We start from the raw sequence: 26,487 nt of genomic DNA on the forward strand, positions 1-26,487 counted from the left end.
GCCGCCTGTCCACAACCAAAACCGAGTACGACCACACCCACGACTACCGCCACGGCGGACCCACCATCCAGATCAACGGCGGCAACGTCTGCAACCACGACCACGACCTCAAAACGAAGGGAGGCTGGCGACTCGAACAACCCGAACCCGGAACGTTCACCTGGCACACCCCACTCGGCCAAACCCACACCACCCAAGGCGAACCCATCATCACCCCACTACCCGAGCCCGACGACGACCCAGACCCACCACCGTTCTGAACGCACCTCGGCGAAGCGAGACGTCAGCAACTGGCCAACCGTTGGCCTGTCGTTGTTAATGCATGTGCACTACTGTCTGATGCGGTCGACGTAGACGACGGGGAAGGGCGGTAGGCGGCGATGGCGTGGGACTTCTCGACCGAACCGGAGTTCGAGGCGAAGCTGGAGTGGATGCGCGGGTTCGTCCGCGACGAGATCATTCCGTTGGAGACCCTGGAGCTGGACTGGGAGACGTTCGCGCGGATCACGGCGCCGCTCAAGGAGCAGGTCAAGGAGCGCGGGCTGTGGGCGGCGCACCTGCCGCCCGAGCTGGGCGGGGGTGGGTTCGGGCAGGTCAAGCTCGGGCTGATGCACGAGATCCTGGGGCAGTGCCGGTATGCGCCGGGGGTGTTCGGGAACCAGGCGCCGGACTCGGGGAACGCGGAGCTGCTGGCCATCGGGGGTAGTCCGGAGCAGAAGGAGCGGTGGATGCACCCGCTGCTGCGCGGGGAGCTGCGCAGCTCGTTCTCGATGACCGAGCCGGGCGCGGGGGCGGACCCGACGATGTTGACCACTCGCGCGGTGTTGGACGGCGACCAGTATGTGATCAACGGGCACAAGTGGTTCTCGACCAACGCCTCGCGGGCGGACTTCCTCATCGTGATGGCGGTGACGGATCCGGACGTGAGCCCGTACCAGGGGTCGTCGATGATCGTCGTTCCGACGGACACGCCGGGGGTCAACATTCTGCGCGACATCCCGGTGATGGACCATCCGCTGCACGTCGGGCTGGATGCGGGGCACGCCGAGGTCGTCTACAACGACGTGCGGGTGCCGAGGGAGAACCTGGTGGGGAATCCGGGTGACGGGTTCCGGCTGGCGCAGCAGCGGCTCGGGCCGGGGCGGATTCATCATGCGATGCGGTGGCTGGGGCAGTCGCGGCGGGCGTTCGACATGTTGTGCGAGCGGGCGGTCAGCCGGCACGCGCACGGGTCGCGGCTGGCGGACAAGCAGATGGTGCAGGACTGGGTGGCCACCTCGGCGGCGGAGATGCAGGCGGCCCGGCTGATGACCCTGCACGCGGCGTGGACGATGGACCAGGTGGGGGCCTCGAACGCGCGCATCGAGATCGGCATGATCAAGTATTGGGGCGCGCGGGTGCTGCACGACGTGATCGACAGGGCGATCCAGGTGCACGGGTCGCTGGGGTTCTCCGGCGACCTGCCGCTGGAGCAGATGTACCGGTCGGCCAGGGCGGCGCGGATCTACGACGGCCCGGACGAGGTGCACAAGGAGTCGGTGGCGCGGCGGATCCTGCGCGGCTACGCCCCGACCGAGGTGCCGACCGAGCACGTCCCGACCCGCCGCGAGGCGGCCCGCCGCAAGTTCGCCGAGCAGCTCTCGCTGGCCACCGCGAACGCCTGAGCCCCGATGCGATGACCAGCTCGACGAGGGCGTCCGACCAGGATCGTGTCACCGATCCGGACGGGCCGGGGGACGGCACGGTGGCCAGGTTGCGGCGGACGGCGGAGCGGTTGTTCGCGGCGCACGGCGTGGACGGGGTGTCGCTGCGGCAGATCACCAGGGACGCCGGGCAGCGCAACGTGACGGCGGTGACCTACCACTTCGGCTCGCGGGACGGGTTGTTGCGCGCGGTGCTCGGGCATCACCTGGAGCACGTGCGGGTGCGGCACCAGACGCTGCTGGAGCGCTACCGGGAGGACCCGCCGGCCGAGCCGGGCGACCGGCTGCGCGAGCTGGCCGACGTGCTGGTGATGCCGCTGTGCGCCGAGCTGGACTGCGCGGACGGCGGGCCGGAGTTCCTGCGGGTCGCGGCGGAGGTGGTCAACCGCAGCGACTGGATCTTCGAGCCGGGCAGCCCGATCGCCATGTTGATCTCGCCGAACCACGGGTGGGCCGAGCTGGTGGAGCCGTTCCTGTCGGCCGACGCGGCGGGGCGGCTGCACCGCAGGTTCGCGGCGATGCGGTTCGTGTACGTGGAGCTGGGCCGCCGGGTGCGGCAGCCACCGCCCCGGCGGGACGACAGGCTGTTCGCCAGCCAGCTCACCGACCTGGTCGCGGCGCTGCTCACCGCCCCGCTGAGCGCGCGGACCCTGGAGCTGCTGCGCAAGCGCACAGACACGGAAACGGCCAGCCGATCCTGAGGCCGGCTGGCCGTTTCCGTAAATGCGGTACTACGCCGGGCCGGTCAGGGTGCGACCGGCCCGGGGGTCACCCGGTGAGCGCGGGGAGGTTGCCGGTGAGGCTGCTGGCGTCCGGCAGGCCGGCGCCGCCGAGCGTGTCGGTCGGGGCGTCCGACTTCTTCTTGTCGCCCTTGTGCTCCTTGCCGTCGTCGCCGCCCTTGTCGGCGGTCTTGGAGACCGTGCCGGCCACGTCGTCGGTCGCGGGCAGGTCGGGCGTCGCGGCGAAGGCGGTGCCGGTGCCCAGGATGACGGCCCCGCCGGCGATGGCGATGGCCAGGGTGTTACGCAGACGTCGCTGCATGCTGTCTGTCCTCTCGGGGGTTGTGTGCATGTGTGTCTGGTGTGACAGCGGAGGCAATGCTAGAGGAGGCCATGTGGGTGATTGCACGCGGTACCATCACACTCATTTGGAGCACGGCCTCCGGGGGAGCGATTGCCTCGGACAGAGTAGGACATCCGGGATGGATGTGGTAGATCACCGCCGCTCCCGCAATCCCGCCCGGCAAATGTGACCGACCGTCAGCGGACGGTCGCGGGCCGTCAGCCAATCAGCGCCAAAGGGCGTCAAACAGGTCCTGGCCGATGCTTTTGAGCGCCTCGGCGTCCAGCTCGTAGTAGACCATTCGGCCCTCGCGGCTGGTGCGGACCAGGCCGGCCTCGCGCAGTCGGCGGAGGTGGCGGGACACCTGGGGCTCGGCCATTTTGGTGTACTGAGCGAGGTCAACGGTGGTGCGCCGACCTCGGAGGACTTCTCGACAGATGCGTACCCGGGACGGGTCGGCGAGCGCCCTGATCCGCCGGTCGACGTCCTCGAACGAGGTCTCCCGGCGGGAGCCGACCGGGTACTGGATGGCGATCGGCCGCCCGCGCACGTGTTTGATCGTCACGTGCGGGCCGCCGTGGGCCGAGGGCAGCAGCACGCAGGGGTCGTCACGAAGGCGCGCGGTGGCGTCATAGAGCTTGTCGAAAACCACCCGATGGGGGTCATGCGCCTCCTTCGCGGTGGGGGTGATCCGGGCGATCGCGGCCAGGCCGTCGCGGTCCAGCTCGCGGCGGCGCCGGTCGGCGTCCTCACGCAGGACGGGCGCCACCCGCCGCCACTCCGGCTCGAACACCCGCCCGCCGAACCGCGACAGGAACGCGACCAGCCGCCCGCGCAGCTCCTCCGGGTCGTCGACCAACCGCTCGGCCAGCGCCAGCCGCTCCGGTGACATCCGCCTGGCCTGCTCGATGAACGTGGCCCTGACCGCCGAGGGGGTCTTGCCGTCGACGATCGCGGCGGCGGCCATCGCGGCGAACGAGTCGAGGGCGAGCCGCGAGACGGCCGCGAGCTCGGCGTCCAGCCCGCGCTCGGCGCCCAGGCCGGGCCCGGGCTCGAACGGGAACAGGAACCGGGCCCGCCGCGAGCCCCACATCGGCGCCCATTCCCGCATCTCCGCATCCAGGTCGTGGCTCAGCGCGGCGCGCGCGGACCGGGCGAAGGACCGGCTGTCCGGGTGGTGTCCGTGATCGTTGAGGGCGTGCAGGCAGGCGCACAGCTCGGCCAGCGGGGAGACCCGCACGGCGCAGCGGTCAGCCGTCGAACCCGACAGGACCACGGTGACCGCCACGGCTCATGGTAGGCCGCCGGCGAAGACGTAGGCACCGTCGCGGGGCACGCCGAGCATCAGCTCGCCGGGGTCGACCCGCGCGGTGTGCCTGGCGAACAGCGTGTGACCGCCGCAGTCCAGCTCGTACTCGTACCAGGAACCGGAGTAGAGCCGCTTGGTCAACTTCACCGGCAGCGCGTTCTCCGAACCCGGCAGTGCGAACCGCTCGGTGCGGATGCCCAGCGTCACCTCGTCGCCGGCCCGGTGCGAGCCGTCCCGGACGTCGACGGACAGCTCCGTCCCGGTGGCCTGCACCCGCAGCCGCACGCTGCCGTCGCGGGCGGACAGCACGGTGGCCGGCAGGAAGTTGCAGCGGCCGATGAAGTCGGCGACGGCCGGGATCGCGGGCCGCTCGTAGATCTCCTCCGGGGTGCCGAGCTGCAGGACCTTCCCGTCGCGCAGCACGGCTATCCGGTCGCTGAGGGTCAGCGCCTCGGCCTGGTCGTGGGTGACGTAGACCGTGGTGATGCCGACCGAGCGCTGCAGCTCCTTGAGCCAGGCGCGGGCCTGCTGGCGCAGCTGTGCGTCCAGGTTGGACAGCGGCTCGTCGAGCAGCAGCAGGGTCGGCGAGTAGACCAGCGCGCGGGCCAGCGCCACCCGCTGCTGCTGGCCGCCGGACATCTGGTGCGGGAACCGGGACCGGCAGTCGCTCAACCCGACCTGGCCGAGGACGTCGTCGATGCGCCGGTCGCGCTCCTCGCGGGGCAGCTTGCGCAGTTTCAGCGGCAGCTCCAGGTTGGCGGCCACCGTCATGTGCGGCCACAGCGCGTAGGACTGGAACACCATGCCCAGGTTGCGCTCCTCCGGCGCGAGGAACGTCGAGCCGTCGGAGTACACCAGCGAACCGGCCGCGATCCGCCCGCCGGACGGCGCCTCCAGCCCGGCGATGGCCGCGAGCGTGGTGGACTTCCCGCAGCCGCTGGGGCCGAGCAGCGTGAAGAACTCACCGTCCGCGACAGTGAACGACACGTCGTCCACGGCCGCCCGCCCCGCCCCGGGGTACCGCTTGGTCAGGTGCTCGACGATGAGCTCAGGCATGGGCATTCACCTTGAAGGTTCGACCCGCGAGGAACACGACCAGCGCGGTGATGGCGATCTGCAGGCAGGACAGCGCGGCGACGGCACCGGTGTTGCCGTTCGACCAGAGGATCAGCGAGGTGGTGCCGATGACCTCGCTGTCCGCGTTGCCCAGGAACACGGCGGCGGAGTACGCCTTGATCATGGTCACGAACACCAGCAGGAACGAGGTGAGCAGCGCGGGTGCGAGCAGCCGCGCGAGCACCCGGCTGAACGTGCGCCACCAGTCCGCGCCCACCGACCGCGCCGCGTGGTCCAGCTCCTCGCCGATCTGCATGACCATCGGCGCGATCGCGCTGAACGCGGCCGGCAGCGCGCACACCCCGAACGCGACCATGATCGTGGCCAGCGAACCCTGCAGCGGGCGCAGCGGCGGGATGAACAGGATAGTCCAGAAGAACCCCAGGCCGACGATCACGCCCGGCAGCGCCTGCGGGGCCAGCGAGGCCACCTCGGTGGCGCGGGCGAACCGGAACCTGGAGCGCCGCGCGGTGAGCACCGCGAGCGCGGCGACCACCGTGGTCAGCACCGCCCCGACCAGCGCCACCAGCAGGCTGTTGCCGATCGACCCGGCGTACTGCGGGTAGCCCAGGATGATCTGGAAGTTCCCGAGCGAGACCACCTCGAACGGGTTGAGCAGCGGCGAGAGCACCTGGGTGAACGCCCGCGCGACCAGCCCGGCCAGCGGCAGCAGCGGCCCCAGCACCAGGTACCCGACCGCCACCGCGAACCCGACCCAGCGCAGCGCGCCGATGTCGAACCGCGCCACCCTGCTGGCCTTGCCGCGCACCGCGATGAACCGCCGGCTGTTGCGCAGCACCAGGCCCTGCGCGGTCACCAGCACCGCCAGGAACAACAGGAACAGCACGGCGGCCGCGCCGAGCACGCCGTAGTCGGGGTTGGGCCGGTCCAGGCCGTAGTCGTAGAGGAAGCTGCCGAACAGCTCGATCCGCACCGGCTGGCCGTAGAGCAGCGGGACGCTCAGCTCCTCCAGCGAGCCGGTGAACACCAGCAGCCCGCTGTACATGATCGCCGGGCGCAGCAGCGGCAGGATCACCGACCGGATCACCCGCAGCGGCCGGGCGCCGCAGGTGCGCGCGGCGTTCTCCAGCGAGGAGTCGGCCACCCGCAGCGCGTTCGAGCAGTACAGGTAGACGATCGGGACGAAGGCGACCGACGAGGTCAGCGCCATGCCGACGAGGGAGTAGAGGTTCCAGGGGCGGCCGCCGAGCACGGCGGCCACCAGCCGGGTGACGTAGCCCGCCGGCCCGTACAGGATGATCCAGCCGAACGCGAGCACCAGCGGCGAGATGTAGATCGGCCAGAGCACCATCCCGCCCATGGCCGCCGCGCCGGGCACCCGCACCCGCACCAGCACCACCGCGAGCAGCACGCCGAGCACCACCGAGATCAGCGTGGTCAGCGCGGCCAGCGCCAGGCTGTTCAGGATGACGGTGCCGAACGCCTCGTCGGCGAACAGGCGCACGTAGGCGGTCGGGTCGAACGCGCCCGCCTCGTACAGCGGGCGGCTGGCGAACGACTGCACCAGCGCGACGACCACCGGGGCGAGCACGAGCAGCGCCAGCGGGAGGAACACCCCGTACTGGATCCAGACCTCGCGCGGGCGGCCCAGCAGGCGCTGGTACCGGGGGTTCACGAACTCAGCCAAGGCGGGCCTCCCAGTCCTTGGCGAACCTGTCCTGTTCGGCCTCCGGGCCCAGGTCGTAGCCGATGAGCACCACGTTGTCCTTGCCGACGTCGGAGACGACGCTGTCATAGGTCGGGCGGCCGGCGGGGGCGTGCACGCCCGAGCGGTACGGGGTGAACCCGCCGCCGGCGATGTTGGCCTGGCCCTCGGCGGACAGGATGTAGTCGAGCATGAGCTTGCCGGTGTTCGGGTGCGGCGATTTCGCCGGAATGGCCATGCCGCGCAGGAACAGCGGCGTGGCGTCCGAAATGAGGTTCCAGCCGACCACCTTGTTGTACTGGGTCATCTGCGGCAGGATCACCGGGCCGGACGCGAAGTATCCGATCAGGTATTCGCCGGACGATATCTTGTCCAACATCGGGCCGGACGAATTCTCCGCCCTGGTGTAGGGCAACAGTGCGTCGAAGGCCGACCAGTTTCGGTTCCTGGCCAGGAAATAGGAGTACTGGATGGCCAGTCCGAAGCTGATCCCGGCGGAGTACGTGGTGATCCTGTGGCGGAACCGGTCCGGGTTCGAGCGGACCAGGGTGATCAGGTCGGCCAGGCCGCGCGGGCGTTCCTCCGGCCGCAGCAGGACCTTGTTGTACGTCATGATGATCGCGTCCGAGGAGAACGTGTACAGGCCGGGGCGGGTGCGGGCGAAGCCGGGGAGCTGGCCCAGCTCCGGCGAGACGTAGTCCAGTGCCTGGCCGGCGTTCGCGAAGTCCAGCCAGTTCTGCGGGGAGCCGGAGACCAGGAAGCTGGCCTGCGGGCGCCCGGCGGCGTCCTCGGCGTTGTGCCGCTGGAAGACCTGCGAGCTGCCCAGGTTCGTGGTCAGGATGTCCTCGACCCACGGGTAGTGCGTGCGGAACCCGTCGATCACCGGCCGCCAGTTGAAGGCGTCCATGTTGGAGTAGATGACCAGCCGGCGCTCGGCCTTCGAGGCGTCCACTATCCGGTCGTAGTCGGCGGGGTAGTACGGCGGCCGGGGCAGCGGCGGCACCGCCTCGTTGACCGAGTCCGAGGGTGGGGCGCAGCCGGCGAGCAGCGCCCCGGCGGCCATCCCGGTGAGGAAGTGGCGGCGGCCCACCCCGGCGGTCACCGGATGAGCTCCCCGGTCAGCACGCCGGCGAAGAAGTCCTTGACGGCCGGGAGCACGCCGTGGCCGTTGTGGTCGACCCCGGGGACGACGTCCAGCCGCACCGCGATGCCGGCCGCGCGGAAGCTCTCCGCGAGCGTGTGCAGCCGCTCGATGCGGGTGCGACCGGCCAGCTCGGCGCCGTCCATCCAGTTGGAGTGCCCGGGGTTGTTGATCTCCCAGGTCTCCACGTCGCGGTCGCCGACGACCATCTGCACCGGGACCTCGCGCATCCGTTCGACATCGATGTCCCGGCCGAACCGCTCGGCGAACCCGTCCGTGCCCAGCCACCACGGCCTGGACCCGTCGAGCAGGGTCACCCGGCCCGGGGCGCCGATGGACACCGCCGACAGCCGCTCGGGGTGCAGGTAGAAGAAGCGGTGGGTGAACTGGCCGCCGCCGGAGAAGCCGTGCAGGCAGAACCGCTCGGTGTCGATGCCGAACCGCTCGCCGACCTCGGCGACGATGGCGAGCAGGACGCGGTCGAAGCGAATGTCGCCGTAGGAGATGAACTTGAAGTTGTGCAGATCCTCGGGGTCGCCGATCCCGGCCGGGAACAACGGCGCCAGGATTGCGCAGCCGTGTTTTTCGGCGAAGTCGGCGAAAGCGTCCCGGTATGCGACGTTCGTGCGTCCGGTGCCGTGCATGATCACGACCAGCGGCACCTTGACCGTGGCGTCGGCTTCCCGGGCCGGAAGGTAGAGGCAGTACGAGAAACGTTGGTCGTCGCGGGAGGCGAAGACGGTTGTCCTTCCGGTCAGATAAAACCCTTGGGGATCCGGCATTTGCGTAGTCTGGTGCCGGCGCGGGCGGCGATCAAGACGATTGACGGGGGACCGTTAATGGTCAATGAGGGCTTTGGGGACGGCACAGTCGTAGAGGGGCGGCCGGGCGGGCGTGCAGTGGGTGCGGACCCAGGCGGTGCGGGCGGCGGCGGGGCCCGCGGGCATCGGGTACACCGCGATGTAGCGCAGCTCGCCGGTGGCGACCAGCCGGGACAGCGTGGCGAGGTCGGGCGCGGGCGAGTCGGCGGTGAACCCGCCCATCGGCAGCACCCGGTAGCCGGCGGCCAGGTACGGGGTGGCGCTGCTGGCGTCGCCGGTGGCCAGCAGGTAGCGGCGGTCCGGGGGTTGGCGCAGGAGGAGGGCGAGCAGCGCCGGGTCGGGGTCGAGGCCGGGTAGTCGGGTGGTCACCGGGCCGGCGGGTGGCGTGCCGTAGAGCCTGGACATGAGCGTGCGGGGTGGGAGGTGGCCGAACACGACGTCCTCGCGGTACGGGCCGGCCACCGGGTTCGTGGTCTGCAGGGTGTGCGGGGCCAGCGGCGGGGTGCGGGCGATCCAGATGGCCGGGCCGGCGAGCGCGGCCAGTAGTGCGAGCGCGGGGCCGGCCCGGTGGTGCGCGAACGTGGCGGCGAGTAGTGCGGCGGCGAGGAGGAGGACGGCGGTCGCGGTTTCGGCGGCGCGCCAGGCCAGGAACGCCGCGCAGGCCCCGGTGGCCAGGACCGCGAGCGGCAGGCCGTGGCGGGTCAGTAGCGGAATGCCGGCGGCGGCGAGCGCGGCGACCGGCGGGGCCAGCAGCGTGGTGTAGTACGGATGCACGCCTCCCGCAGCACTGATCACCGCCGCGCCCAGTGCGAGCCAGCCGGCCCACAGGACCCAGTGCGGGTCGCGGCGTATACGTCGGGTCAGGGCTGCCGCGATGACGCCGGCCAGCGCGAGCGGCAGCAGCCAGCCGATCTGGCCGCCGAGCTGGGCGTTGAGCAGCCGGCCCAGCCCGGGCTCGCCGCCGAACGGGGCGGTGCCGGTGCCGGCCCGGTCCAGGCCGTTGCGCACGAGGACCAGCTCCCAGACCGAGTTCGTGGCGGTGCCGTCCAGCCAGGGGCGCTCGGTGGGCGGGGTCGCGGCGACCAGCAGCAGCCACGGCAGGCAGGCGGCAGCGGAGACGGCCGTCAGCAATCCCGCGCGGGCCAGCCTGGCGCGGCCCCCTACGACCAGCGCCGCCACGAATGCTGGCAGCGGCACGAGCGCGGCGAGCATCTTCATGTGGAAGCCCAGCCCGATCATCAGCCCGGCGCCGACCAGCCAGCCCGGACTTCCCGACTCCAACCCCCGGGTCAGCAGGTACGCCGCGACCACCAGGCAGCAGGCCAGGAACGTGTCCGGCAGCGTCCCGGCGGCGGTCGCGAACGTGATCGGCGTCAGCGCCAGCGCCGCGGCCGCGAGCAGGGCGGCCCGCTCACCCGCCCACCGCCGCACCGAGCCGTACAGCGCGAGCACCGTGGCGGTCGCGCCCACCGCGTGCGGCGCCAGCAGCACCGCCGGGGAGAACCCGAACGCCCGCACGCACAGCGCCTGCACCCAGAGCATCCCGGGCAGCTTGTCCACCGTGATCGCGCCGGTCGGGTCCAGCGCGCCGAACGCGAACGCGTGCCAGCTCTCGCTCATCGAGCGCACGGCGGCCGCGTAGTAGTAGTGCTCGGCGCCCCGGCTCGCGCCCCACGCATACAGCACCCCCGCCCCGAGCGCTACCAGCCACCGGTTCATACGACAGAGCGTAGTACTACTACTCGTAGTAGAACTTCTCGAGTCCGGACCGATTCCTTCGACCGGTCCTGGGGGTCTGCATGGGCGTCACGAACGGAAGGAGACCTTCGATGAGCGTCACGCTGAACAAGGCGGCCCGGGGCCTGCTGGACGGGCCGCACCTGTCGGTCCTGGCCACCGCCAACGCCGACGGCCGCCCGCAGTCCTCGGTGATCTTCGTCAAGCGGGACGGCGACCAGGTGGTGTTCAGCACCATCAAGGGGCGGCTGAAGACGCGCAACATGACGCGCGACCCCCGGGTCAGCCTGCTGGTCCACAGCACCGCGGAGGACGAGCCGGGGTCGTTCTACGTCGAGATCCGGGGCCGGGTGGAGATCACCGAGGACCCGGAGAAGACCATGCTCCACGAGATGTACGACAGGTACATGGGTGGCGCGACCCCGCCGCCGGAGCCCGAGGCCGAGCGGCTGATCGTGCGGATCACCCCGGAGAAGGTCTACCTCTGGCCGCCGGTGGCCGACGACTGAGGGTCCGGACCGGCCCGGCCGCGACGACGTGAGAGTGTCACCAGAGAGAACGAGGGGGATCATGGACGACTTTCGAGAGGTCGGCAGGCGGCTGTCGAACTGGGGCCGGTGGGACGCCGACGGGCAGCGCGACGAGCGGGGCACCACGAACCTGATCACCCCGGAGCGGGTCGCGGCGGCCGCCCGGCTGGCCCGCGAGGGCAAGGTGTTCGACCTGGGCATCCCGTTGGGCTCGGACGGGCCGCAGCCGGGCGGCGGGGCCGGCGGGCCGGGGCGGATCAACCCCATCCTGCTGCTCGCCGAGACCGGCGCCGACCAGGACTTCCCCGGCGGCATGCACTTCGCCGACGACTACGTGTTCATGCCGCTGCAGAGCGCGTCGCAGTGGGACGGGCTGGCGCACATCCACTACGACGGGCAGATGTTCAACGGCTTCCCGGCCACCGACGTGACCCCGCACGGGGCCAAGCACCTGTCCATCGAGACCCAGGCCAAGGGCATCGTCGGGCGCGGCGTGCTGGTCGACGTGGCCCGCCACCGGGGCGTGGACTGGCTGGCGGCCGGTGAGGTGATCACCCCGGACGAGCTGGACGAGGTGCTCGCCGCGCAGGGTGTGGAGCTGCGGGGCGGCGACATAGTGGCCGTCCGTACCGGCTGGCGCCGCAAGTTCCTCACCGAGGGCGACCCGGCGTCGTTCATGGCCGGCGAGCCGGGGCTCGGGCTGGCCAGCTGCGAGTGGCTGCACCGGCACGAGGTGGCGGCGGTGTGCTCGGACAACTGGGCGGTGGAGGCGCTGCCCGGCGAGGACGAGAACGTGATCCTGCCGGTGCACATGGTGCTGATCAGGGATATGGGCATGACGCTCGGCGAGATCCTGGACTTCGAGGAGCTCTCCGAGGACTGCGCGGCGGACGGCCGCTACGACTTCTTCCTCACCGCGCCGCCGATCAAGTTCCGCCGCGCGGTCGGCTCCCCGATCAACCCGCTCGCGATCAAGTAGGGCCGAGAATGGTCGGCATGCGCATGATGCTGGCGGCGATCCGGTGCGAGAAGGGCGACGTCGAAGGGAACCTCGCGTCCCACCTGCGGCTGGTCGGGGCAGCCGGCTCGGCCGGATGTGACCTGGTGCTCTTCCCGGAGATGTCGCTGACGGGATCGGTCGACCCCGCCGTGTCACCGGAGCGGTTGATGTCCCTGGACCACGCCGCCGTGGCACGGCTGGCGCGGGCGAGCGGGGAGGTCGGCGTCTGCTTCGGGATGGCGGAGCGCTCGGCGGACGGCGACCCGTACATCACCCAGGTGGTCGCGACGGGCGGCGCGGTCGCGGGTGTTCAGCGCAAGCGGCATCTCGGCGAGGGCGAGGAGGCGTTCACGGCGGGCACCGCGTCGGAGACGTTCGATCACGCGGGCGTCAGGTTCGGCGTGGCCATCTGCGCCGAGTCGGGGTTCGATGCGCCGTTCGACTCGGCGGCGGCGGCCGGGGCGCGGCTGGTCCTCTTTCCGGCCGCGCCCGGGCTGTACGGACGGCGCACCGACGAGGCCTCGTGGCGGTCCGGTTTCGGCTGGTGGGAAGGCGAGAGCCTGGGCGATGCGCGCCGCCACGCCGCCCGCCTGGGGATCTGGGTCGCCTCGGCCGGCCAGGCCGGTTCCACCGTCGACGAGGACTTTCCCGGGCTCGCGGCGCTGGTGAGCCCGGCCGGTGAGGTGACCGACCGGCTCCCGGACTGGCGAGAAGGGGTGCTCACGGTCGACGTTCCCGTCACCACGGCAGGAAGAAGCTGACCGGGGTGGCCGCCACGGTGGCGGCGGTGCCGAGCACGAGCAGGCGGACGGCGAGCGGCAGGCCGGCGGCGCGGCCGGTGAGCCGGTCCAGCGCGCCCTGGCGGTCGAAGCGGCGCAGCGCGGTGGCCAGGGCCTCGGCGGGCTGGGTGCGGCGGGCCGTGTCGTCCGCGCGCATCTCCAGCAGCAGCGCGACCGCGGCGAAGATCGTCTCCGGGGCCCGCCACCTCGGCGCCAGCCGGCGCAGCGCGGCGAACGGCAGCAGCGCGAGGTGGTGGCGTTCGCGCGCATGTGCCCGCTCGTGAGCGAGCACGGCGGCCAGCTCGACGCGGCTCAGGGCGTCCAGCGCGCCGGCGCTGACCACCATTCGCGGCGGGCGGCCCGGGACGCAGTACGCGGTCGGGCCGGGGTGGTCGAGCACGAGCACGCCGGGCAGGCCGGGCTCGGGGCGGGCCACCAGCGCGAGCAGGTCCCGGTGCCGGTGCCGGGTGCGCCGGGCGGCCAGTGCGGAGGTCACCACGGCGGCGACGAGGACCGTGGCCAGGGCGAGGGCGGTGAGCAGCGGTGTGGCGTGCCAGGCGGTGAAACCGTCGGGGGCACGGCCGGTCGGGAGCTCGGACGCGGCGGTGAGCACGGCTCGCGGCATGCCGGTTTCGTACGGTGTCAGGCCGAGGGTGAGCAGCGCGCCGATCAGCGACAGCGGCACGGTCAGGGCCACCAGGTGCCAGGTCAGCACGGCGGTCAGCGGGCAGCGGCGGACCCAGCGGGCTCGAAGCAAAGCCGGCACCGCCGCGGCGGCCAGGACCAGCGCGGTCAGGAAGTGCACCAGGGCGATCGTCACGGCTGGTCGGGCGGCCGGTCAAGGTCGGCGAGCGCGCGACCCAGGGCCTCGGCGTCCGGCGCGGGCACCGAGCGGGCGAACCGGGTCAGCGCGGCGTCCCGGTCGCCGGTCAGGTCCAGGGCGTCCAGCATCAGGGTGGCCACGTACTGGTCGCGGCTCGCGGCCGGCGCGTACCGCCAGGCCCGGCCGTCCCGCTCGCGGCGGGCGAAGCCCTTGCGGGCCAGCCGGTCCAGCACGGTCAGCACCGTGGTGTAGGCCAGCGACCTGTCGGCGAGCGCGTCGGCCACCTCCCGCACCAGCAGCGGGCGGCCGGCGTCCCAGAGCCGGTCCATCACCACCCGCTCCAGCTCACCGAGGCTCGGCCTCATGAGCCCACCAACGCGCGCACCACCCGCGACGGGCTCGGCCGGCCCAGCCGCTGCGCCATCCAGGCGCTGGTCGCCACCAGCTTGTCCAGGTCGATGCCGGTCTCGATGCCCAGCCCGTGCAGCGCCCAGACCAGGTCCTCGGTGGCCAGGTTCCCGGTGGCGCTCCTGGCGTACGGGCAGCCGCCAAGGCCGCCGGCCGACGCGTCCACGATCCCGACCCCGCGCCCGAGCGCGGCCAGCGTGTTGGCCAGGGCCTGGCCGTAGGTGTCGTGGAAGTGCACGGCGATCCGCTCCACCGCGACCCCGTCGGCGACCAGCGCGTCCAGCAGCGCGACCACCCGCCCGGCGGTGGCCACCCCGATGGTGTCGCCGAGGCTCAGCTCGGTGCAGCCCAGCGCCATCATCCGCCGCGCCACCGACACCACCTGGGCCACGGGCACCTCGCCCTCCCACGGGTCGCCGAAGCACATCGACAGGTACGCCCGCACCGGCAGCCCGGCGGCCCGCGCCCTGGCCACCACCGGCGCGAACATCTCCAGCGACTGGTCCACCGTCCGGTTCAGGTTGCGCCGGGCGAACGCCTCGGTGGCGCTGCCGAACACGGCCACCTCGCCGACCCCGGCGTCCAGCGCGCGCTCCAGGCCGCGCTCGTTGGGCACCAGCACCGGGTAGCGCACGCCGTCCTTGCGGTCCAACGCGGCGAGCACCTCGGCGGCGTCGGCCAACTGCGGCACCCAGCGCGGGTGCACGAAGCTGGTCGCCTCCACGACCCGGTGGCCCGCGTCCACCAGCCGCTCGATGAACTCCACCTTCACCTCGGTGGGCAGCACCGCCGACTCGTTCTGCAGCCCGTCGCGGGGTCCGACCTCGCAGACGGTGACCCGAGCCGGCAGCCCGTCCAGCGGCGTCGTTCCGTACCCCGGCATGCCGGCAAGCCTATGCCCGGCCTACCGGCCGTGTCGTACAACGCATGCGTACAACGTTGTGGTTTGTGTACCACCCGTCACACAGTTGACCCTTCTACTATCCCGCATATCGTTTGTCGCTATCACGGGGAGCGCAGTGCCGATGCGGGTGATCGTGGTCGGAGCCGGTTTCGGCGGTATCGCCACCGCGATCGAGCTGCGTCGCCACGGCTTCAATGAGGTCACTCTGTTGGAGGCGGCCCCCGAGCTCGGCGGCACCTGGCACTACAACAGCTACCCGGGCGCCACCTGCGACGTGCCGAGCCACTTCTACTCGTTCTCCTACGCGCAGCGGCGGGACTGGTCGCGGCTGTGCTCGCCGCAAGCGGAGATCCTGGACTACCTGCGCGGGGTGGCCAGCGACCACGACGTCGCCGGCCTGGTGGTCCCGAACAGCACGGTGACCGGCTGCGAGTGGGACGAGGCGGCGTGCCGGTGGACGGTGCGCACCGAGGACGGCACCGCCCGCGAGGCCGAGGCGCTGGTGCTGGCCACCGGGCAGCTGAACCGCCCGGCGCTGCCCGGGATCGCCGGGCTGGACGACTTCGCCGGGCACAGCTTCCACTCCGCGCGCTGGGACCACGACTACGACCTGACCGGCAAGCGGGTCGCGGTGATCGGCACCGGGGCCAGCGCCGTGCAGTTCGTGCCCGCCGTGGCCCGCCAGGCCGCGGCGCTGACGATCTTCCAGCGCACCGGCAACTGGTTCCTGGCGCGCCGCAACCGCGCCTACCCCCGGCCGATCAAGGCCGCGTTCCAGCACGTCCCGGGCCTGCAGCGGGTCCGGCGCCGGTTCGTCTACCACTACGGGGACACGCTCACCGCCGCCATCCGCAACCCGGACACCGTCGGGCGGCTGCTGGCCATGCGCTCGGCGGCGTTCATGCGCCGGCAGCTGCGGGACAAGGACGTGCGGCGCAAGGCCTGGCCGGACTACACCTTCGGCTGCAAGCGCGTGCTGTTCAGCTCGGAGTACCTGCCGGCGTTGCAGCGTCCGAACGTGGAGCTGGTCACCGAGGCGATCGAGCGGATGGATCCGTCCGGGCCGGTGACCGCCGACGGGCGCCGCCACGAGGTGGACTGCGTCATCTACGGCACCGGGTTCAGGACCAACGACTTCATGTTCCCGATGGAGATCACCGGCGCCGGCGGGCGGACGCTGCGCGAGGAGTGGGCCGGCGGGGCGCACGCGCACCTCGGCATGACCGTGCCGGGGTTCCCGTCCATGTTCATCCTCTACGGCCCGAACACGAACACCTCCGGCGGCTCGATCATCTTCTACCTGGAGAAGCAGGCCGGATACGTGCGGCAGGCGCTGCAGCGGGTCCGCGAGCGGGACGCGGCGGCCATCGAGGTGCGCGCCGAGGTCGAGCGGGCCAGCGACCGCGACCTGCAGTCCCGGTTCGCCGGCACGGCGTGGGCGGCCTGCAGCTCGTGGTACCGCGACCGGGCCGGGCGGTTCATCGCCAACTGGCCCGGCTACATGGGCGAGTACGCCGCCCGCACCAAACGCCTCGACCCGGACGAGTACCGGCTCATCGCCCGCCCGGGACCCGGCGGTGGCGGCGACGACCGGCCGGTGTCCGCCGAGCAAAACGCCTGACCAGAACCCGTGAGTGGCTAGGGGCGTCATAGCGCCCCTAGCCACTCACGGGTGGTGACCTGCGCATACGACGGAGCGCCGGCCGGGGCTGGGTGCCCTGCCGGCGCTCCGTCGGGGTACTGCTGGGGAGCGGACGTTCAGTCTGGGAGCGTCACTTGTCGCTGTTGCTGCTCGAGCCGCCGGACGAGCTCGAGCTGGAGCCGTGCGAGCCGGAGTTGCCCTTGGACTTGTCGTTGTCCTTGGACTTCTTGCCGTCCTTGGACGTGTCCTTGTCGTCCGACGTGCCCGTCGATTCCTTGCTGTTGAGCGAGTCCTCGTCCAAGCCGTCCTTCGCCTTGGTCGGCTTGTCGCCCAGGTCCTCCTCGGTCGTGCCCTGGTCGCTGGACTCGCTGGTGGTGCCGGGGAGCAGGCCCTTACCAAGGTCCCCGACCACGTCGGCGGACGCGGTGCCGGCGCCGGCAAGGATGGCTCCGGTTGCGGCCGTGACCGCCAGGGTGATGCGCAGACGACGCTGCATAGGGCAATCCTCCTCTGGGTCGAACCGCACGCGGTTGGTACGGCAACGGCAGAGGCTAGGGGACGCCAAATGGCGTACCGAATACCGGGTTGGGCTCACCCGCCGGGAGCAGCGCAAATACGATCACGGACGTATTACGGACCGGACACGGGCCGGCGTCGGAGCTCGGCGTCAGTCCAGGCCGCCGAAGACGTTCTGGTCCCAGTCGATCACCGAGCCGGTCACCACGCCGCTGCGGTCGGAGAGCAGGAAGACCACGAACTCGGCGATCTCGTCGACCTGGCCGAGCTTGCCCATCGGCAGGCGCTTGGCGGCAAGCTCGCGCCAGTCGTCGCCGGCGTCGTGGAAGCGGCGCTGGATGTCGTCCTCGCCCTCGGTGTCGGTCCAGCCGATGTCCAGCCCGTTGATCCGGATCCGGTCCCAGCGGTGCGCGTGCGCGGCGTTGCGGGTCAGGCCGGCCAGGCCGGCCTTGGCGGCCACGTAGCCCGCGAGGTAGGGCTGTCCGCCCAGCTCGGACGAGGTGATCACGTTGACGATGCTGCCCGGGGCGCCCCGTCGGCGCAGGTCGGCCACCACGGCCTGCATGAGGAAGAACGGGCCGCGCAGGTTGACCGCGATGTGCGCGTCGAACAGCTCGGGCGTGGTGTCCAGCAGGCTGCCCCTGGTGGTCAGGCCGGCGGCGTTCACCAGGTGGTCGACGCGGCCGAATTCGGCGATCACGGCGGCCACGGCGGCGCGGGCGGAGGTGACGTCGGCGACGTCGCAGGGGACGTACCGCGCGGCGTGGCCGGCGGCGACCAGTGCCTCGCCCGGCTCCGGTCGGCGGCCGGTGACCGCGACGGTGGCGCCCTGCGCGGTGGCCGCCCGTGCCACCGCCGCGCCGACCCCCTGGGTGCCCCCGCTGATGAGCACCACGCGGTCGTCAAGCAGGCCCATGCCTGTGCCTCTTTTCGTTTTTGGGTACTTCGGCGCTCGTTGGCCGGGTGCAGCGACACTCCGGAGTCACCCGGCCGGGCGTGCGCGGCCACCGGGACGTATGAGCCATGGTCACGGGGACCTGCGTGCGGCGTGCGCGGCCAGCTCGGATTCCAGCCGGTCGGGGGGCCACCGCTGGGCCAGTGCTTGCCGTACGAGGTCGGCCTGGCTGGGTGGGGCGAGGCCGTCCAGCGGCGGGTCGCGGTCCAGGTCGGTGGGGAAGGGGTAGCCCTCGGCGGCGGCGGCCACGGCGTTGGCTGGTTCGGGGTGGCCGAGCAGCGCGGGGTAGATGGCGGTGCAGACCCGGCGGCGGTCGACGGTCTCCATGGCGCGGCCGAACGCGGACGAGACCTGCAGCAGGTTGGCCATCCGGCGCACGTCGGGGGTGCGGTTGGTGCCGGCGCCGTGGATCACTGCCGGGTTGAAGAACACCGCGTCGCCCAGGCGCAGCGGCAGCTGGACGTGGTGTTCGTCGAAGTACCGGCGGAACTCCGGGCGCTCGGTGGCCAGGTATCCGGGCAGGTACTTCTGCGAGTGCGGCAGGTAGCAGGTCGGGCCGGTCTCGACGGGCATGTCCGAGTGCGCCACGGCGCCCTGCAGGGTCAGGACCGGGGAGAGCCGGTGCACGTGCTCCGGGTAGCACGAGATCTGGGCGGCGGGCAGGAAGCCGAGGTGGTAGTCACGGTGCCCGACCTGCCCGGCGCCGCCCGGGTTGACCACGTTCACCTGCGAGGTGACCTGGTAGCCGGGGCCCAGCCAGGCCTCGCTGACCCGGGCCAGCGCGTCGTTGTCGTAGTACTCCACGAAGGTGGCCGGGGCGCGGACGGCCAGCTTCTCCAGCGCGTTCCAGATCCGGTCGTTGGCGCCGGGGCGGGCGAAGTGGTCGCCGCTGACCGCGCCGGCCGCCTGCTGCTCGGCGATGATCGCGGCGAACTCCTCGGACGCGCGGGAGACGACGGCGGGGTCGAAGGCATCGCGGACGATCACGATGCCCGGGCCGTCGGCCAGCGCTCGGGTCAGCTCGGTCGACGGGGTCGTGCGCAGCGCGTCGGCGTCGTAGACGAGCACGCCGTCTCGGATGTCGCCGGCGTGTGGGTAGTCCGCCGGGTCCGTCCCCGAAGCGACCACCGTGACCAGGTCGTCCAGCCTGCAGTCCATCAGCTCACGTCCAGGTAGACGATGCCGTCCTCGATCTTGACGGGGTAGGTGCGCAGGTCGACCAGCACCGGCGCGCCCTGGGCCCGGCCGGTGGCGTAGTTGAAGCGGCCGAGGTGGCGCGGGCACTCGATCTCGCCGTCCATTACCAGGCCGTCGCAGAGCAGCTCGCGCTCGTGCGTGCAGTGCCCGGCGGTGGCGTAGTACTCGTCGTCGGGCGAGCGGAAGATCGCGTAGTCCACGCCGTCGTGGGCGAACCCGATCACGTCGTCCGGCTCGACGTCGTCCTCCTTGCAGGCGGCGATCCACATCGTCGTCTCCTTACCGGGCGGGCTGGCCCTCGTGGAACGGCGGAGCGCCGTCGGGCAGGGTGCGGCGCACGTAGTAGCTCTGGTCGCGCAGCTGGCGCAGGACGGCGGGGACCAGCTCCTTGTAGGCCGCCCAGAGGGACGGGTACGCCGGAGCCAGGTCGGCCTTGATCTCGTCGTGCAGCTCGGGCAGCCGGTGGTACGGGACCATCGGGAACATGTGGTGTTCCACGTGGTAGTTCATGTTCCAGTACAGGAACCGGTTGATCCGGCACATCTTCACGGTGCGGGTGTTCAGCCGGTGGTCCAGCACGTTCTCGCCCATCCCGGCGTGCTGGGTCAGGCCGTAGACCACGTGCATGAACGTGCCGTACACCCGTGGCCCGCCGATGTACATCAGCGGCAGGACCGACCCGGTGAGGACGCACGCCGTCGCCGTGGCCAGGTAGATCGCCAGGCTGATCCGGGCGGTCCGGTAGACCTTGGGGCGTTCCTGCTCGGGGATGAAGGTGACCTCCTCGGCGGTGAGGCGGCCGGACGCGTGCAGCACCAGGTCGCGTAGTGCCTTGGGGACGTCGTAGAGGCCGAGGAAGTTGGCCAGCAGCCTGGCCAGCCGGGCCGGGCGCATCACCTGGATCTCCGGGTCGCGGCCCACGATGAGCGTGTCGGTGTGGTGGCGGGTGTGGCTCCAGCGCCAGACCGTCGGGTCGCGCATCATCATGAACGAGGCGATCTGGTAGACCGCGTTCGCCATCCAGCGGGTGCGGAACGCGGTGCCGTGGCCGCTCTCGTGCCAGCGCGAGTCGCCCGCGGAGCCGTACAGCAGGCCGTACACGAGGAAGCACGGGACGGCCAGCCAGGTGCCCCACAGCAGGCCGCCGAGGGTGCCGGACACCGCGAGCAGGCCGAGCCAGATGGCGGTGTCTCGCAGCGCAGGGCCGTCGGTGCGGCGCATCAGCTCCTTCATGCGCTTGCGCGGCACGTCGCTGCGGAACCATCCGCCGTCGGTCAACCCGGCGGCTTCGGCGCGGGCGCCTTCGGGACCGGCCAGGTCGTAGCGCGCCAACCGTTCCTTACCCATCGCGAGCCGCCAACAAAGAATGGAGGTGTTCGACGCTGGTGTGCACGTCCGCGACCGGGCCGACGCCGGTGGGCTCCTCGGTGAGGATGGTGTCCTGCTCCAGGACGTACCAGCCGTCGTAGCCGCGGTCCCGGAGGTGGCCGACGATGGCCGGCACGTCCACGTCGCCGGTGCCCAGCGGGCGGTACATGCCGGCGCGGACGGCCTCGGTGTACGAGCGGCGGCCGTCCTGTACGGCGCGCGCCAGCCCGGCGTCCACGTCCTTGAGGTGGGTGTGCGCGATCCGGTCGGGGGCCTGGCGGGTCAGCTCGGCGGGGTCGGTGCCGCCGATGAGCAGGTGCCCGGTGTCAAGGCACAGGGCGATCGTCGAACCTGACAGGACGCGCTGCACGTCGGCCGGGGTCTCGACCATGGTGCCGACGTGCGGGTGCAGCACCGCGCGCACGCCGTGCTCGTCCGCGACCGCCGCCGCCCGGTCCAGGTTGGACAGCAGCGTCCGCCAGCCGTCGTCGTCCAGCTCGGGGCGCGAGTCATACCCGTCCGCGCCCGTGACCGCCGACAGCACCAGGGTGCCCGCGCGCGCCGCGTCGTAGCCCGCGAGCAGCCGCCGCACCTGTGGCACCGGGTCGTGCCCGGCGACGTGCAGCAGCAGCGGGGTGAACCCTCCGACCGCGTCCAGGTGGTGGTCGGCCAGCACGGACGCCAGCGCGCCCGGCTCGTCCGGCAGGAACCCCGCCGGGCCGAACTCGGTGGCGGCCAGCCCGACCTCGACCATCTCGGTGAGCACCCGATCCGGCGCGAGCTGGTATCCCCATCCAGGGACCTCGCAGACCCCCCAGGAGATCGGCGCTCCGGCGATCTTGTTCGTCATGTGTTCACCACCTCTTCCATACGGACCGGGCGGTGCTCCGCACGGGAGCGGGTGGCCGCCTCGGCGATCCAGCTCGCGGCCAGCGCGTCGGCGACCGTGCACGGCGACTCGCGCTCGCCCGCGACCAGCTCGGTGAACGCGGCCAGCTCGGCGCGGAACGCGGCCGCCAGCCGGTCCATGAAGAAGTGGTGCGGGCGCCCGTGCGGAAAGCTCACGCCCGGCTCCACCGACCGCAGCGGCAACCCGTCGTCCAACCCGACCGCGATGCTGTCCCGCGAGCCGTGCAGCTCCAGGCGCACGTCGTAGCCGCGCGGGTTGTACCGGCTGTTGGACACCAGCGCGAGCGTGCCGTCGTCCAGGGTCAGGGTGACCGCGGCGGTGTCCACGTCGTTCACCGAAGCGAACAGCTCGTCGCCCCGGTTGCCGCCGGCCGCGTAGACCTCGACCACCTCCCGGCCGGTCACCCAGCGGATGGCGTCGAAGTCGTGCACCGAGCAGTCCCGGAAGATCCCGCCGGACACCCGCAGGTAGTCGGCCGGCGGCGGCGCCGGGTCCAGGGTGGTGGCCCGCACGGTGTGCAGCCAGCCCAGCTCTCCGGCGGCGACGGCGGCGCGGGCGGCCGCGTAGCCGGCGTCGAATCGTCTTGGGTAGCCGATCTGGACGCGGTGGTCGCGGCCGGCCAGGCGCCGGGCCAGGTCCACCGCGTCGGCGATGTCGGCGGCGATCGGCTTCTCGCAGAACACCGGGAGGCCGGCGTCCACGGCGGCGGCCAGCAGCTCCGGGTGCGTGTCGGTGGCCGCCGCGATCAGCACCCCGTCCACGCCGGCGGCCAGCAGCTTCTCCGCCGACTCGGCCGGCTCGGCGTTCAGCTCGGACGCCACCCGCTCGGTGCGGGCGGCCATCGCGTCGGTGACCACCAGCGAGTCCACGGTGTCCAGCTCGGACAGGGTGCGGGCGTGGAACGCGCCGATCCTGCCCAGTCCGATCAGCCCGAGCCTCATGGCGTCCTCCCGAACGTCGGCCGCGGCGGGAACCCGGCGGCGGTGTACGCGGCGTCGATCAGCTCGGCGTTCGCGACCGCGTCGTCCAGCGTCGGTGGGACACCGCCTCGGACCTGCGCCCGGAACGCCTCCAGTTGGTAGGTGTACGACGTGCGGGTGCCCAGGTGCTCGGTCCGCTCGCCTCCCGCCTTCGTGGCGACCAGGATCCGGTCGTCGCGGTGCGGCACCGCGAAGTTGTACGCGGTGGCCTCGCCCTCGGTGCCGACCAGGCGCAGGGTGACCCGCGACCGGTCGTTCATCGAGCAGCGGGCGAACCCGGTGGCGCCGCCGGGGAAGGCCAGGTCGGCCTCCAGCCACTCGTCCACGCCCGGCTGGCCGGCCCGCTCGCCGCCGCGCGCGGCCACCACGGTCGGCTCGCCGCCGGCCCAGGGCGCCAGCGTCCGGTGCGCGTGCAGGCAGTAGCAGCCCACGTCCATCAGCGCGCCGCCGGCCAGCTCGAACAGCCAGCGCGGGTTCTCCGGCGCCGGTGCCGGCATGGTGAAGTACGCCTCCACCCTGGTCAGCTCGCCCAGCTCGCCGGTTTCCAGCAGCTCGTGCATCCGGCGCATCACCGGGTGGTGCACGTAGTGGAACGCCTCGACGACGGTGACCCCGGCCGCGCGGGCGGCGGCGGCCACCTCACGAGCTTCGGCGGCGTTGCTGGCGAACGGCTTCTCGCTCAGCACGTGCTTGCCGGCCGCGATCGCCGCCAGGTTCCACGGCCCGTGCAGGCCGTTGGCCAGCGGGTTGTAGACCACGTCGACCTCGTCGTCGGCGACCAGCGCGGCGTAGTCGTCCAGCACGCGCTCGACGCGGTGCTCGGCGGCGAACCGCTCGGCCCGCGCGCGGTCGCGGGAGGCCACCGCCACCAGCCGGTCGCCGGTGGTGGCGGCGGGGGCGACCAGCGCCCGGTCGGAGATCCGGGCCGCGCCGAGCAGCCCGATCCGCAGTGGCTCGCTACTGGTCATCGGCAGCTCCCCTGTGAGGCCGGCGTCTTAAAGCGCTTTAAGCACTAGTACTATCCCGAGCACCGGGCGGTTCTGTCAAGGTTCTGTCAAGGGGCCGGGGGAGGGTCTTGGCGAACGAGGTGAACGCGGGGCGGCGGGTCCGCCTGGAGGACGTCGCGGCGGCGGTCGGGCTGTCCACCGCGTCGGTGTCGCTGGTGCTGCGCGGCGTGCCAGGCCCGAGCGCGGCGACCCGGGAGCGGGTGCTGGAGGCGGCCACCCGGCTCGGCTACCGGCCGGACCGGGCGGCGAGCCTGCTCGCGCGCCGCCGCAGCCGGCTGATCGGCGTGCTGCTGGACGTGCGCAGCTCGTTCCACGCCCAGATCGTCGAAGACCTGCACGAGACGGTGGAGCAGCACGGCTACGAGCTGGTGCTGGCCACGATCACCCGGGGCCGCACCGAACAGCGCGCGGTGGAGACCCTGCTGGACTCGCGCTGCGAGGCCCTGATCCTGCTCGGCCCCGAGGCGTCCGCCGCGCGGCTGGCCGCGCTGGACCGCCAGCTGCCGGTGGTCGCGGTCAGCCGCCGGGTGCCCACGCCCGGGGTGGACGTGGTGCGGGTCGCCGACGACGCCGGCGTGGCGCGCGCCGTCGAGCACCTCACCGACCTCGGCCACCGCGACATCGCCTACCTGGACGGCGGCCCCGGCATGATCGCCGCCGACCGCCGCCGCGGCTACCAGCGGGCGATGCGCGAGGCCGGCCTCACCGCCCGCGCGCGGGTCCTGCCCGGCGACAAGGACGAGGCCGCCGGCATGCGCGCGGCCCGCGAGCTGCTCGACGGCGCCGGCCTGCCGACCGCCGTGGTCTGCTTCAACGACAGGTGCGCGGTCGGCCTGCTCGACGTCTTCATCCGGGGCGGGGTGGCCGTGCCCGGCACCGTGTCCGTGGTCGGCTACGACGACGACCCGCTGTCCCGGCTCGCGCACGTCGCCCTGACCACCGTCGGCCAGGACACCGGCCGGCTGGCCGAGCACGCCGTCGCCGCGATCGTGGAACGCCTCGACGGCGACAGGGGCGAGCACCGCGAGGTCGTCCTCCCGCCGTACCTGGTCGTCCGCAACACCACGGGCGAGCCCCGCCCAAACTAGGCCGGCTTGTACAAATCGGGCCGTTCGCGCAGCGTGACCTCCGCCCGGGCACGGCTGTGCAGCGCGGTCAGGCCGGCGTCCGTGCAGACGGCCGCCGCGTAGCCGTCCCAGGCGCTCGGGCCGGTCGGTTGGGCGCCGGCGGCCACCGTGTCCAGCCAGGACCGGAACTCCGCGTCGAACGCCTCGGCGAACCGCTCCCGCCAGTCCGTCGGAACCGGGCCCGCGTACGAGCCCGACCTCTTGACCACGACGCCGGCGCTCTCGGACAGCGCCACGGTCCCGTCCTCGCACACGACCTCGCCCCGGATGTCGTAGCCGAAGCGCGCGTTCGCCAGGATCTCGACGTCTACCAGGATCCCGCCGGCCATCTCCACCAGTAACACCAACGGATCGGGGAAATCATCCGAGGCCCGCCGGTTGCGGCGCGGGGTGAGCGCGGTGACCGCCGCTATCTCGTCCGAGAACAGCCAGCGGGCCAGGTCGAACTCGTGCACCGCGCTGTCGGTGATCAGCATGTCGCCGGTGAAGTGCGCCGGCAGCGACATGTTGCGGTGCGCGGCGTGCATGAGCAGCGGCGCCCCCAGCGAGCCACCGGCCACCGTCGAGCGCAGCGAGCGGTACGCCGGGTCGTAGCGGCGCATGAACCCGACCTGTACGAACCGCCGCCCGGCGCCGACCTCCGCGTCCAGGATCGCCGAGCAGTCGGCCGAGGTGGCGGCCAGCGGCTTCTCGCAGAACACCGGCTTGCCCGCCGCGATCGCGGCCAGCACGTACTCGGCGTGCGTGGCCCCCCACGAGGTCACCACCACCGCGTCCACGCCAGGGTCCGCGATCAGCTCCGCGCCGGTCCGTGCCACCCCCGCACCGACCCCGCCGGCCACCGCGCCCGCCCGGTCGAGGTCGACGTCCGTGACCGCCGACACCCGCACCCCGGCCAGCACGTGCGTCAGCCGCCGCACGTGGTCCCGCCCGATCGCCCCCACGCCGATCACACCGACGTTGATCATGATCCGCGCAGTTCGTGGGACAGCTCGGTGAGCTCCTGGCCGCCGGCCATCTCGGCGGTCAGCTCCTCGAGGGTGACCTCGGCGCGGCGCTTGTCCAGCACGCGCCGGCCGAGCTTGAGGATGACGAAGTGGTCGCCGACCAGGTAGGCGTGGTGCGGGTTGTGCGTGATGAACACGACGCCGAGCCCGGCGTCCCGCGCCGCGGCGGTGTATTTCAACACGACCCCGGACTGCTTGACGCCCAGCGCCGCCGTCGGCTCGTCCAGGATCAGCACCCGCGCGCCGAAGTACACCGCGCGCGCGATCGCCACGCACTGGCGCTGGCCACCGGAGAGCGTGCCGATCGGCTGGTTGATGTCCTTGACGTGGATGCCCATCTTCTTCAGCTCGGCGTCCGCGATCTCCTTCATCGCGGCGATGTCCAGCGGCGCCAGCGGATAACGCCCGCGCCGGATCTCCGAGCCGAGGAAGAAGTTCCGCCACACCTCCATCAGGCCCACCACGGCGAGGTCCTGGTACACGGTGGCGATGCCCCGGTCCAGGGACTCGCGCGGCGAGCCGAACCGGGTCTCGACGCCGTCCACCTTCAGGACGCCCTCGGTATGCGGATGCAACCCCGAGATGATCTTGATCAAGGTGGACTTGCCGGCGCCGTTGTCGCCGAGCACGCAGGCCACCTCGCCGGCGTTGACCGTCAGGTTGATGCCCTCCAGCGCGCGGATGGCGCCGTAGGCCTTGCCCACGCCCTCCATCTCGACCAGCGGGGTTCCGACCTCCAGGTCGCGGGCGGCGTGTTCGGCGATCGTGTCGGTCATCGT

The 26,487-nt window shown here is 72.2% G+C and carries 27 protein-coding genes and 1 pseudogene; 8 read left to right on the plus strand and 20 right to left on the minus strand.

Annotated elements, in window-relative coordinates:
- The 3 genes and pseudogenes from N912_RS65385 to N912_RS0144030 all read left to right on the plus strand — a co-directional run.
- Window positions 1-260, plus strand: a pseudogene (locus N912_RS65385) (hypothetical protein); the annotation flags it as partial.
- 120 nt (window positions 261-380) lie between these two features.
- Complete coding sequence (locus N912_RS0144025) at window positions 381-1,664, plus strand: acyl-CoA dehydrogenase family protein (RefSeq protein WP_028927468.1); 1,284 nt, start codon at window positions 381-383, stop codon at window positions 1,662-1,664.
- An 11-nt stretch (window positions 1,665-1,675) separates the two neighbouring features.
- A complete protein-coding gene (locus tag N912_RS0144030; RefSeq protein WP_051581643.1) occupies window positions 1,676-2,404 on the plus strand; it encodes a TetR/AcrR family transcriptional regulator in 729 nt (242 codons plus the stop codon).
- 67 nt (window positions 2,405-2,471) lie between these two features.
- On the opposite strand, the gene N912_RS0144035 is transcribed toward N912_RS0144030, so the two are convergent.
- The 7 genes from N912_RS0144035 to N912_RS58470 all read right to left on the minus strand — a co-directional run bounded on the left by N912_RS0144035 (window position 2,472) and on the right by N912_RS58470 (window position 10,537).
- Window positions 2,472-2,744: a hypothetical protein gene (locus N912_RS0144035; protein ID WP_028927470.1), complete on the minus strand. Its 273-nt coding sequence runs from the start codon at window positions 2,742-2,744 to the stop codon at window positions 2,472-2,474.
- A 247-nt stretch (window positions 2,745-2,991) separates the two neighbouring features.
- The gene (locus N912_RS0144040; protein ID WP_028927471.1) at window positions 2,992-4,053 is read right to left on the minus strand and encodes an ArsR/SmtB family transcription factor; all 1,062 of its coding nucleotides are present in this window, start codon (window positions 4,051-4,053) and stop codon (window positions 2,992-2,994) included.
- A 3-nt stretch (window positions 4,054-4,056) separates the two neighbouring features.
- The gene (locus N912_RS58460) at window positions 4,057-5,130 is read right to left on the minus strand and encodes an ABC transporter ATP-binding protein (protein WP_051581644.1); all 1,074 of its coding nucleotides are present in this window, start codon (window positions 5,128-5,130) and stop codon (window positions 4,057-4,059) included.
- Window positions 5,123-6,838 carry an ABC transporter permease gene (locus tag N912_RS0144050; RefSeq protein ID WP_064745552.1) on the minus strand — a complete coding sequence of 572 codons (1,716 nt, stop codon included), beginning with the start codon at window positions 6,836-6,838 and terminating at the stop codon, window positions 5,123-5,125. Before N912_RS0144050 ends, N912_RS58460 begins: the two co-directional genes overlap by 8 nt.
- Window positions 6,831-7,958, minus strand: coding sequence for an ABC transporter substrate-binding protein (locus tag N912_RS64190; RefSeq protein ID WP_051581645.1), 1,128 nt, complete (start codon window positions 7,956-7,958; stop codon window positions 6,831-6,833). The genes N912_RS0144050 and N912_RS64190 overlap by 8 nt, the downstream gene beginning before the upstream one ends.
- A complete protein-coding gene (locus N912_RS0144060) occupies window positions 7,955-8,779 on the minus strand; it encodes an alpha/beta hydrolase family protein (protein WP_028927473.1) in 825 nt (274 codons plus the stop codon). Before N912_RS0144060 ends, N912_RS64190 begins: the two co-directional genes overlap by 4 nt.
- A gap of 54 nt (window positions 8,780-8,833) precedes the next feature.
- Window positions 8,834-10,537 carry an ArnT family glycosyltransferase gene (locus N912_RS58470; protein WP_051581646.1) on the minus strand — a complete coding sequence of 568 codons (1,704 nt, stop codon included), beginning with the start codon at window positions 10,535-10,537 and terminating at the stop codon, window positions 8,834-8,836.
- A 110-nt stretch (window positions 10,538-10,647) separates the two neighbouring features.
- Between N912_RS58470 and N912_RS0144070 the strand changes: the two genes are divergently transcribed.
- The 3 genes from N912_RS0144070 to N912_RS58475 all read left to right on the plus strand — a co-directional run bounded on the left by N912_RS0144070 (window position 10,648) and on the right by N912_RS58475 (window position 12,846).
- On the plus strand, window positions 10,648-11,064 hold the full coding sequence (locus N912_RS0144070; RefSeq protein ID WP_028927474.1) for a PPOX class F420-dependent oxidoreductase: 417 nt from the start codon (window positions 10,648-10,650) through the stop codon (window positions 11,062-11,064).
- Between the two features lie 61 nt (window positions 11,065-11,125).
- Complete coding sequence (locus tag N912_RS0144075) at window positions 11,126-12,064, plus strand: cyclase family protein (RefSeq protein ID WP_028927475.1); 939 nt, start codon at window positions 11,126-11,128, stop codon at window positions 12,062-12,064.
- 17 nt (window positions 12,065-12,081) lie between these two features.
- On the plus strand, window positions 12,082-12,846 hold the full coding sequence (locus N912_RS58475; RefSeq protein ID WP_169748057.1) for a carbon-nitrogen hydrolase family protein: 765 nt from the start codon (window positions 12,082-12,084) through the stop codon (window positions 12,844-12,846).
- On the opposite strand, the gene N912_RS58480 is transcribed toward N912_RS58475, so the two are convergent.
- From N912_RS58480 to N912_RS0144095, 3 genes are read right to left on the minus strand one after another with little or no spacing between them, the layout of a single operon-like run.
- Complete coding sequence (locus tag N912_RS58480) at window positions 12,824-13,684, minus strand: M56 family metallopeptidase (RefSeq protein WP_051581648.1); 861 nt, start codon at window positions 13,682-13,684, stop codon at window positions 12,824-12,826. The two genes, N912_RS58475 and N912_RS58480, sit on opposite strands and share 23 nt — an antisense overlap.
- Window positions 13,681-14,052, minus strand: a complete 372-nt coding sequence (locus N912_RS58485; RefSeq protein WP_037069850.1) for a BlaI/MecI/CopY family transcriptional regulator — start codon at window positions 14,050-14,052, stop codon at window positions 13,681-13,683. Before N912_RS58485 ends, N912_RS58480 begins: the two co-directional genes overlap by 4 nt.
- Window positions 14,049-14,978, minus strand: a complete 930-nt coding sequence (locus N912_RS0144095) for a hydroxymethylglutaryl-CoA lyase (RefSeq protein WP_028927476.1) — start codon at window positions 14,976-14,978, stop codon at window positions 14,049-14,051. The genes N912_RS58485 and N912_RS0144095 overlap by 4 nt, the downstream gene beginning before the upstream one ends.
- Before the next feature lie 142 nt (window positions 14,979-15,120).
- On the opposite strand from N912_RS0144095, the gene N912_RS58490 reads away from it, so the two are divergent.
- Window positions 15,121-16,620 (plus strand): flavin-containing monooxygenase, encoded by a 1,500-nt coding sequence (locus tag N912_RS58490; RefSeq protein ID WP_051581649.1) that lies wholly within the window; start codon window positions 15,121-15,123, stop codon window positions 16,618-16,620.
- Window positions 16,621-16,771: 151 nt separating this feature from the next.
- On the opposite strand, the gene N912_RS0144105 is transcribed toward N912_RS58490, so the two are convergent.
- From N912_RS0144105 to N912_RS0144140, 8 genes are all read right to left on the minus strand, one after another.
- Complete coding sequence (locus N912_RS0144105; RefSeq protein WP_028927477.1) at window positions 16,772-17,137, minus strand: hypothetical protein; 366 nt, start codon at window positions 17,135-17,137, stop codon at window positions 16,772-16,774.
- Between the two features lie 171 nt (window positions 17,138-17,308).
- On the minus strand, window positions 17,309-18,073 hold the full coding sequence (locus tag N912_RS0144110) for an SDR family oxidoreductase (protein ID WP_028927478.1): 765 nt from the start codon (window positions 18,071-18,073) through the stop codon (window positions 17,309-17,311).
- A gap of 111 nt (window positions 18,074-18,184) precedes the next feature.
- Entirely contained in the window at window positions 18,185-19,270 is a 1,086-nt protein-coding gene (locus tag N912_RS0144115) for a phytanoyl-CoA dioxygenase family protein (protein WP_037069851.1), read from the minus strand.
- Window positions 19,270-19,578, minus strand: a complete 309-nt coding sequence (locus tag N912_RS0144120; protein WP_028927480.1) for a MocE family 2Fe-2S type ferredoxin — start codon at window positions 19,576-19,578, stop codon at window positions 19,270-19,272. The genes N912_RS0144115 and N912_RS0144120 overlap by 1 nt, the downstream gene beginning before the upstream one ends.
- 10 nt (window positions 19,579-19,588) lie before the next feature.
- A complete protein-coding gene (locus tag N912_RS0144125) occupies window positions 19,589-20,656 on the minus strand; it encodes a fatty acid desaturase family protein (RefSeq protein WP_028927481.1) in 1,068 nt (355 codons plus the stop codon).
- Entirely contained in the window at window positions 20,649-21,527 is an 879-nt protein-coding gene (locus tag N912_RS0144130) for a sugar phosphate isomerase/epimerase family protein (protein ID WP_028927482.1), read from the minus strand. The genes N912_RS0144125 and N912_RS0144130 overlap by 8 nt, the downstream gene beginning before the upstream one ends.
- Window positions 21,524-22,528: a Gfo/Idh/MocA family protein gene (locus tag N912_RS0144135; protein WP_028927483.1), complete on the minus strand. Its 1,005-nt coding sequence runs from the start codon at window positions 22,526-22,528 to the stop codon at window positions 21,524-21,526. The genes N912_RS0144130 and N912_RS0144135 overlap by 4 nt, the downstream gene beginning before the upstream one ends.
- On the minus strand, window positions 22,525-23,535 hold the full coding sequence (locus N912_RS0144140) for a Gfo/Idh/MocA family protein (RefSeq protein WP_028927484.1): 1,011 nt from the start codon (window positions 23,533-23,535) through the stop codon (window positions 22,525-22,527). Before N912_RS0144140 ends, N912_RS0144135 begins: the two co-directional genes overlap by 4 nt.
- 107 nt (window positions 23,536-23,642) lie before the next feature.
- On the opposite strand from N912_RS0144140, the gene N912_RS58495 reads away from it, so the two are divergent.
- A complete protein-coding gene (locus N912_RS58495; RefSeq protein ID WP_245645908.1) occupies window positions 23,643-24,662 on the plus strand; it encodes a LacI family DNA-binding transcriptional regulator in 1,020 nt (339 codons plus the stop codon).
- Here N912_RS58495 and N912_RS0144150 read toward each other — a convergent pair.
- Together N912_RS0144150 and N912_RS0144155 are read right to left on the minus strand one after the other, a co-directional pair.
- The gene (locus N912_RS0144150; protein WP_245645910.1) at window positions 24,659-25,669 is read right to left on the minus strand and encodes a Gfo/Idh/MocA family protein; all 1,011 of its coding nucleotides are present in this window, start codon (window positions 25,667-25,669) and stop codon (window positions 24,659-24,661) included. The genes N912_RS58495 and N912_RS0144150 overlap by 4 nt on opposite strands.
- Window positions 25,666-26,484, minus strand: a complete 819-nt coding sequence (locus N912_RS0144155) for an ATP-binding cassette domain-containing protein (RefSeq protein WP_028927486.1) — start codon at window positions 26,482-26,484, stop codon at window positions 25,666-25,668. Before N912_RS0144155 ends, N912_RS0144150 begins: the two co-directional genes overlap by 4 nt.
- Window positions 26,485-26,487 lie beyond the last annotated feature (3 nt).

Source organism: Actinospineispora acaciae DSM 45401 (assembly GCF_000620785.1).
Taxonomy (GTDB): domain Bacteria; phylum Actinomycetota; class Actinomycetes; order Mycobacteriales; family Pseudonocardiaceae; genus Pseudonocardia; species Pseudonocardia acaciae.

Bases quoted from the DNA above. Each gene is read 5' to 3' on its own strand.
- N912_RS0144120 (WP_028927480.1), bottom strand. From the start codon at position 19,578: ATGTGGATCGCCGCCTGCAAGGAGGACGACGTCGAGCCGGACGACGTG.
- N912_RS58485 (WP_037069850.1), bottom strand. From the start codon at position 14,052: ATGAGGCCGAGCCTCGGTGAGCTGGAGCGGGTGGTGATGGACCGGCTC.
- N912_RS0144060 (WP_028927473.1), bottom strand. From the start codon at position 8,779: ATGCCGGATCCCCAAGGGTTTTATCTGACCGGAAGGACAACCGTCTTC.
- N912_RS58460 (WP_051581644.1), bottom strand. From the start codon at position 5,130: ATGCCTGAGCTCATCGTCGAGCACCTGACCAAGCGGTACCCCGGGGCG.
- N912_RS0144115 (WP_037069851.1), bottom strand. From the start codon at position 19,270: ATGGACTGCAGGCTGGACGACCTGGTCACGGTGGTCGCTTCGGGGACG.
- N912_RS0144155 (WP_028927486.1), bottom strand. From the start codon at position 26,484: ATGACCGACACGATCGCCGAACACGCCGCCCGCGACCTGGAGGTCGGA.
- N912_RS0144110 (WP_028927478.1), bottom strand. From the start codon at position 18,073: ATGGGCCTGCTTGACGACCGCGTGGTGCTCATCAGCGGGGGCACCCAG.
- N912_RS0144130 (WP_028927482.1), bottom strand. From the start codon at position 21,527: ATGACGAACAAGATCGCCGGAGCGCCGATCTCCTGGGGGGTCTGCGAG.
- N912_RS0144140 (WP_028927484.1), bottom strand. From the start codon at position 23,535: ATGACCAGTAGCGAGCCACTGCGGATCGGGCTGCTCGGCGCGGCCCGG.
- N912_RS0144095 (WP_028927476.1), bottom strand. From the start codon at position 14,978: ATGCCGGGGTACGGAACGACGCCGCTGGACGGGCTGCCGGCTCGGGTC.
- N912_RS58490 (WP_051581649.1), top strand. From the start codon at position 15,121: ATGCGGGTGATCGTGGTCGGAGCCGGTTTCGGCGGTATCGCCACCGCG.
- N912_RS0144025 (WP_028927468.1), top strand. From the start codon at position 381: ATGGCGTGGGACTTCTCGACCGAACCGGAGTTCGAGGCGAAGCTGGAG.
- N912_RS0144150 (WP_245645910.1), bottom strand. From the start codon at position 25,669: ATGATCAACGTCGGTGTGATCGGCGTGGGGGCGATCGGGCGGGACCAC.
- N912_RS58470 (WP_051581646.1), bottom strand. From the start codon at position 10,537: ATGAACCGGTGGCTGGTAGCGCTCGGGGCGGGGGTGCTGTATGCGTGG.
- N912_RS0144035 (WP_028927470.1), bottom strand. From the start codon at position 2,744: ATGCAGCGACGTCTGCGTAACACCCTGGCCATCGCCATCGCCGGCGGG.
- N912_RS0144125 (WP_028927481.1), bottom strand. From the start codon at position 20,656: ATGGGTAAGGAACGGTTGGCGCGCTACGACCTGGCCGGTCCCGAAGGC.
- N912_RS0144070 (WP_028927474.1), top strand. From the start codon at position 10,648: ATGAGCGTCACGCTGAACAAGGCGGCCCGGGGCCTGCTGGACGGGCCG.
- N912_RS58475 (WP_169748057.1), top strand. From the start codon at position 12,082: ATGCGCATGATGCTGGCGGCGATCCGGTGCGAGAAGGGCGACGTCGAA.
- N912_RS0144135 (WP_028927483.1), bottom strand. From the start codon at position 22,528: ATGAGGCTCGGGCTGATCGGACTGGGCAGGATCGGCGCGTTCCACGCC.
- N912_RS0144075 (WP_028927475.1), top strand. From the start codon at position 11,126: ATGGACGACTTTCGAGAGGTCGGCAGGCGGCTGTCGAACTGGGGCCGG.
- N912_RS0144105 (WP_028927477.1), bottom strand. From the start codon at position 17,137: ATGCAGCGTCGTCTGCGCATCACCCTGGCGGTCACGGCCGCAACCGGA.
- N912_RS0144030 (WP_051581643.1), top strand. From the start codon at position 1,676: ATGACCAGCTCGACGAGGGCGTCCGACCAGGATCGTGTCACCGATCCG.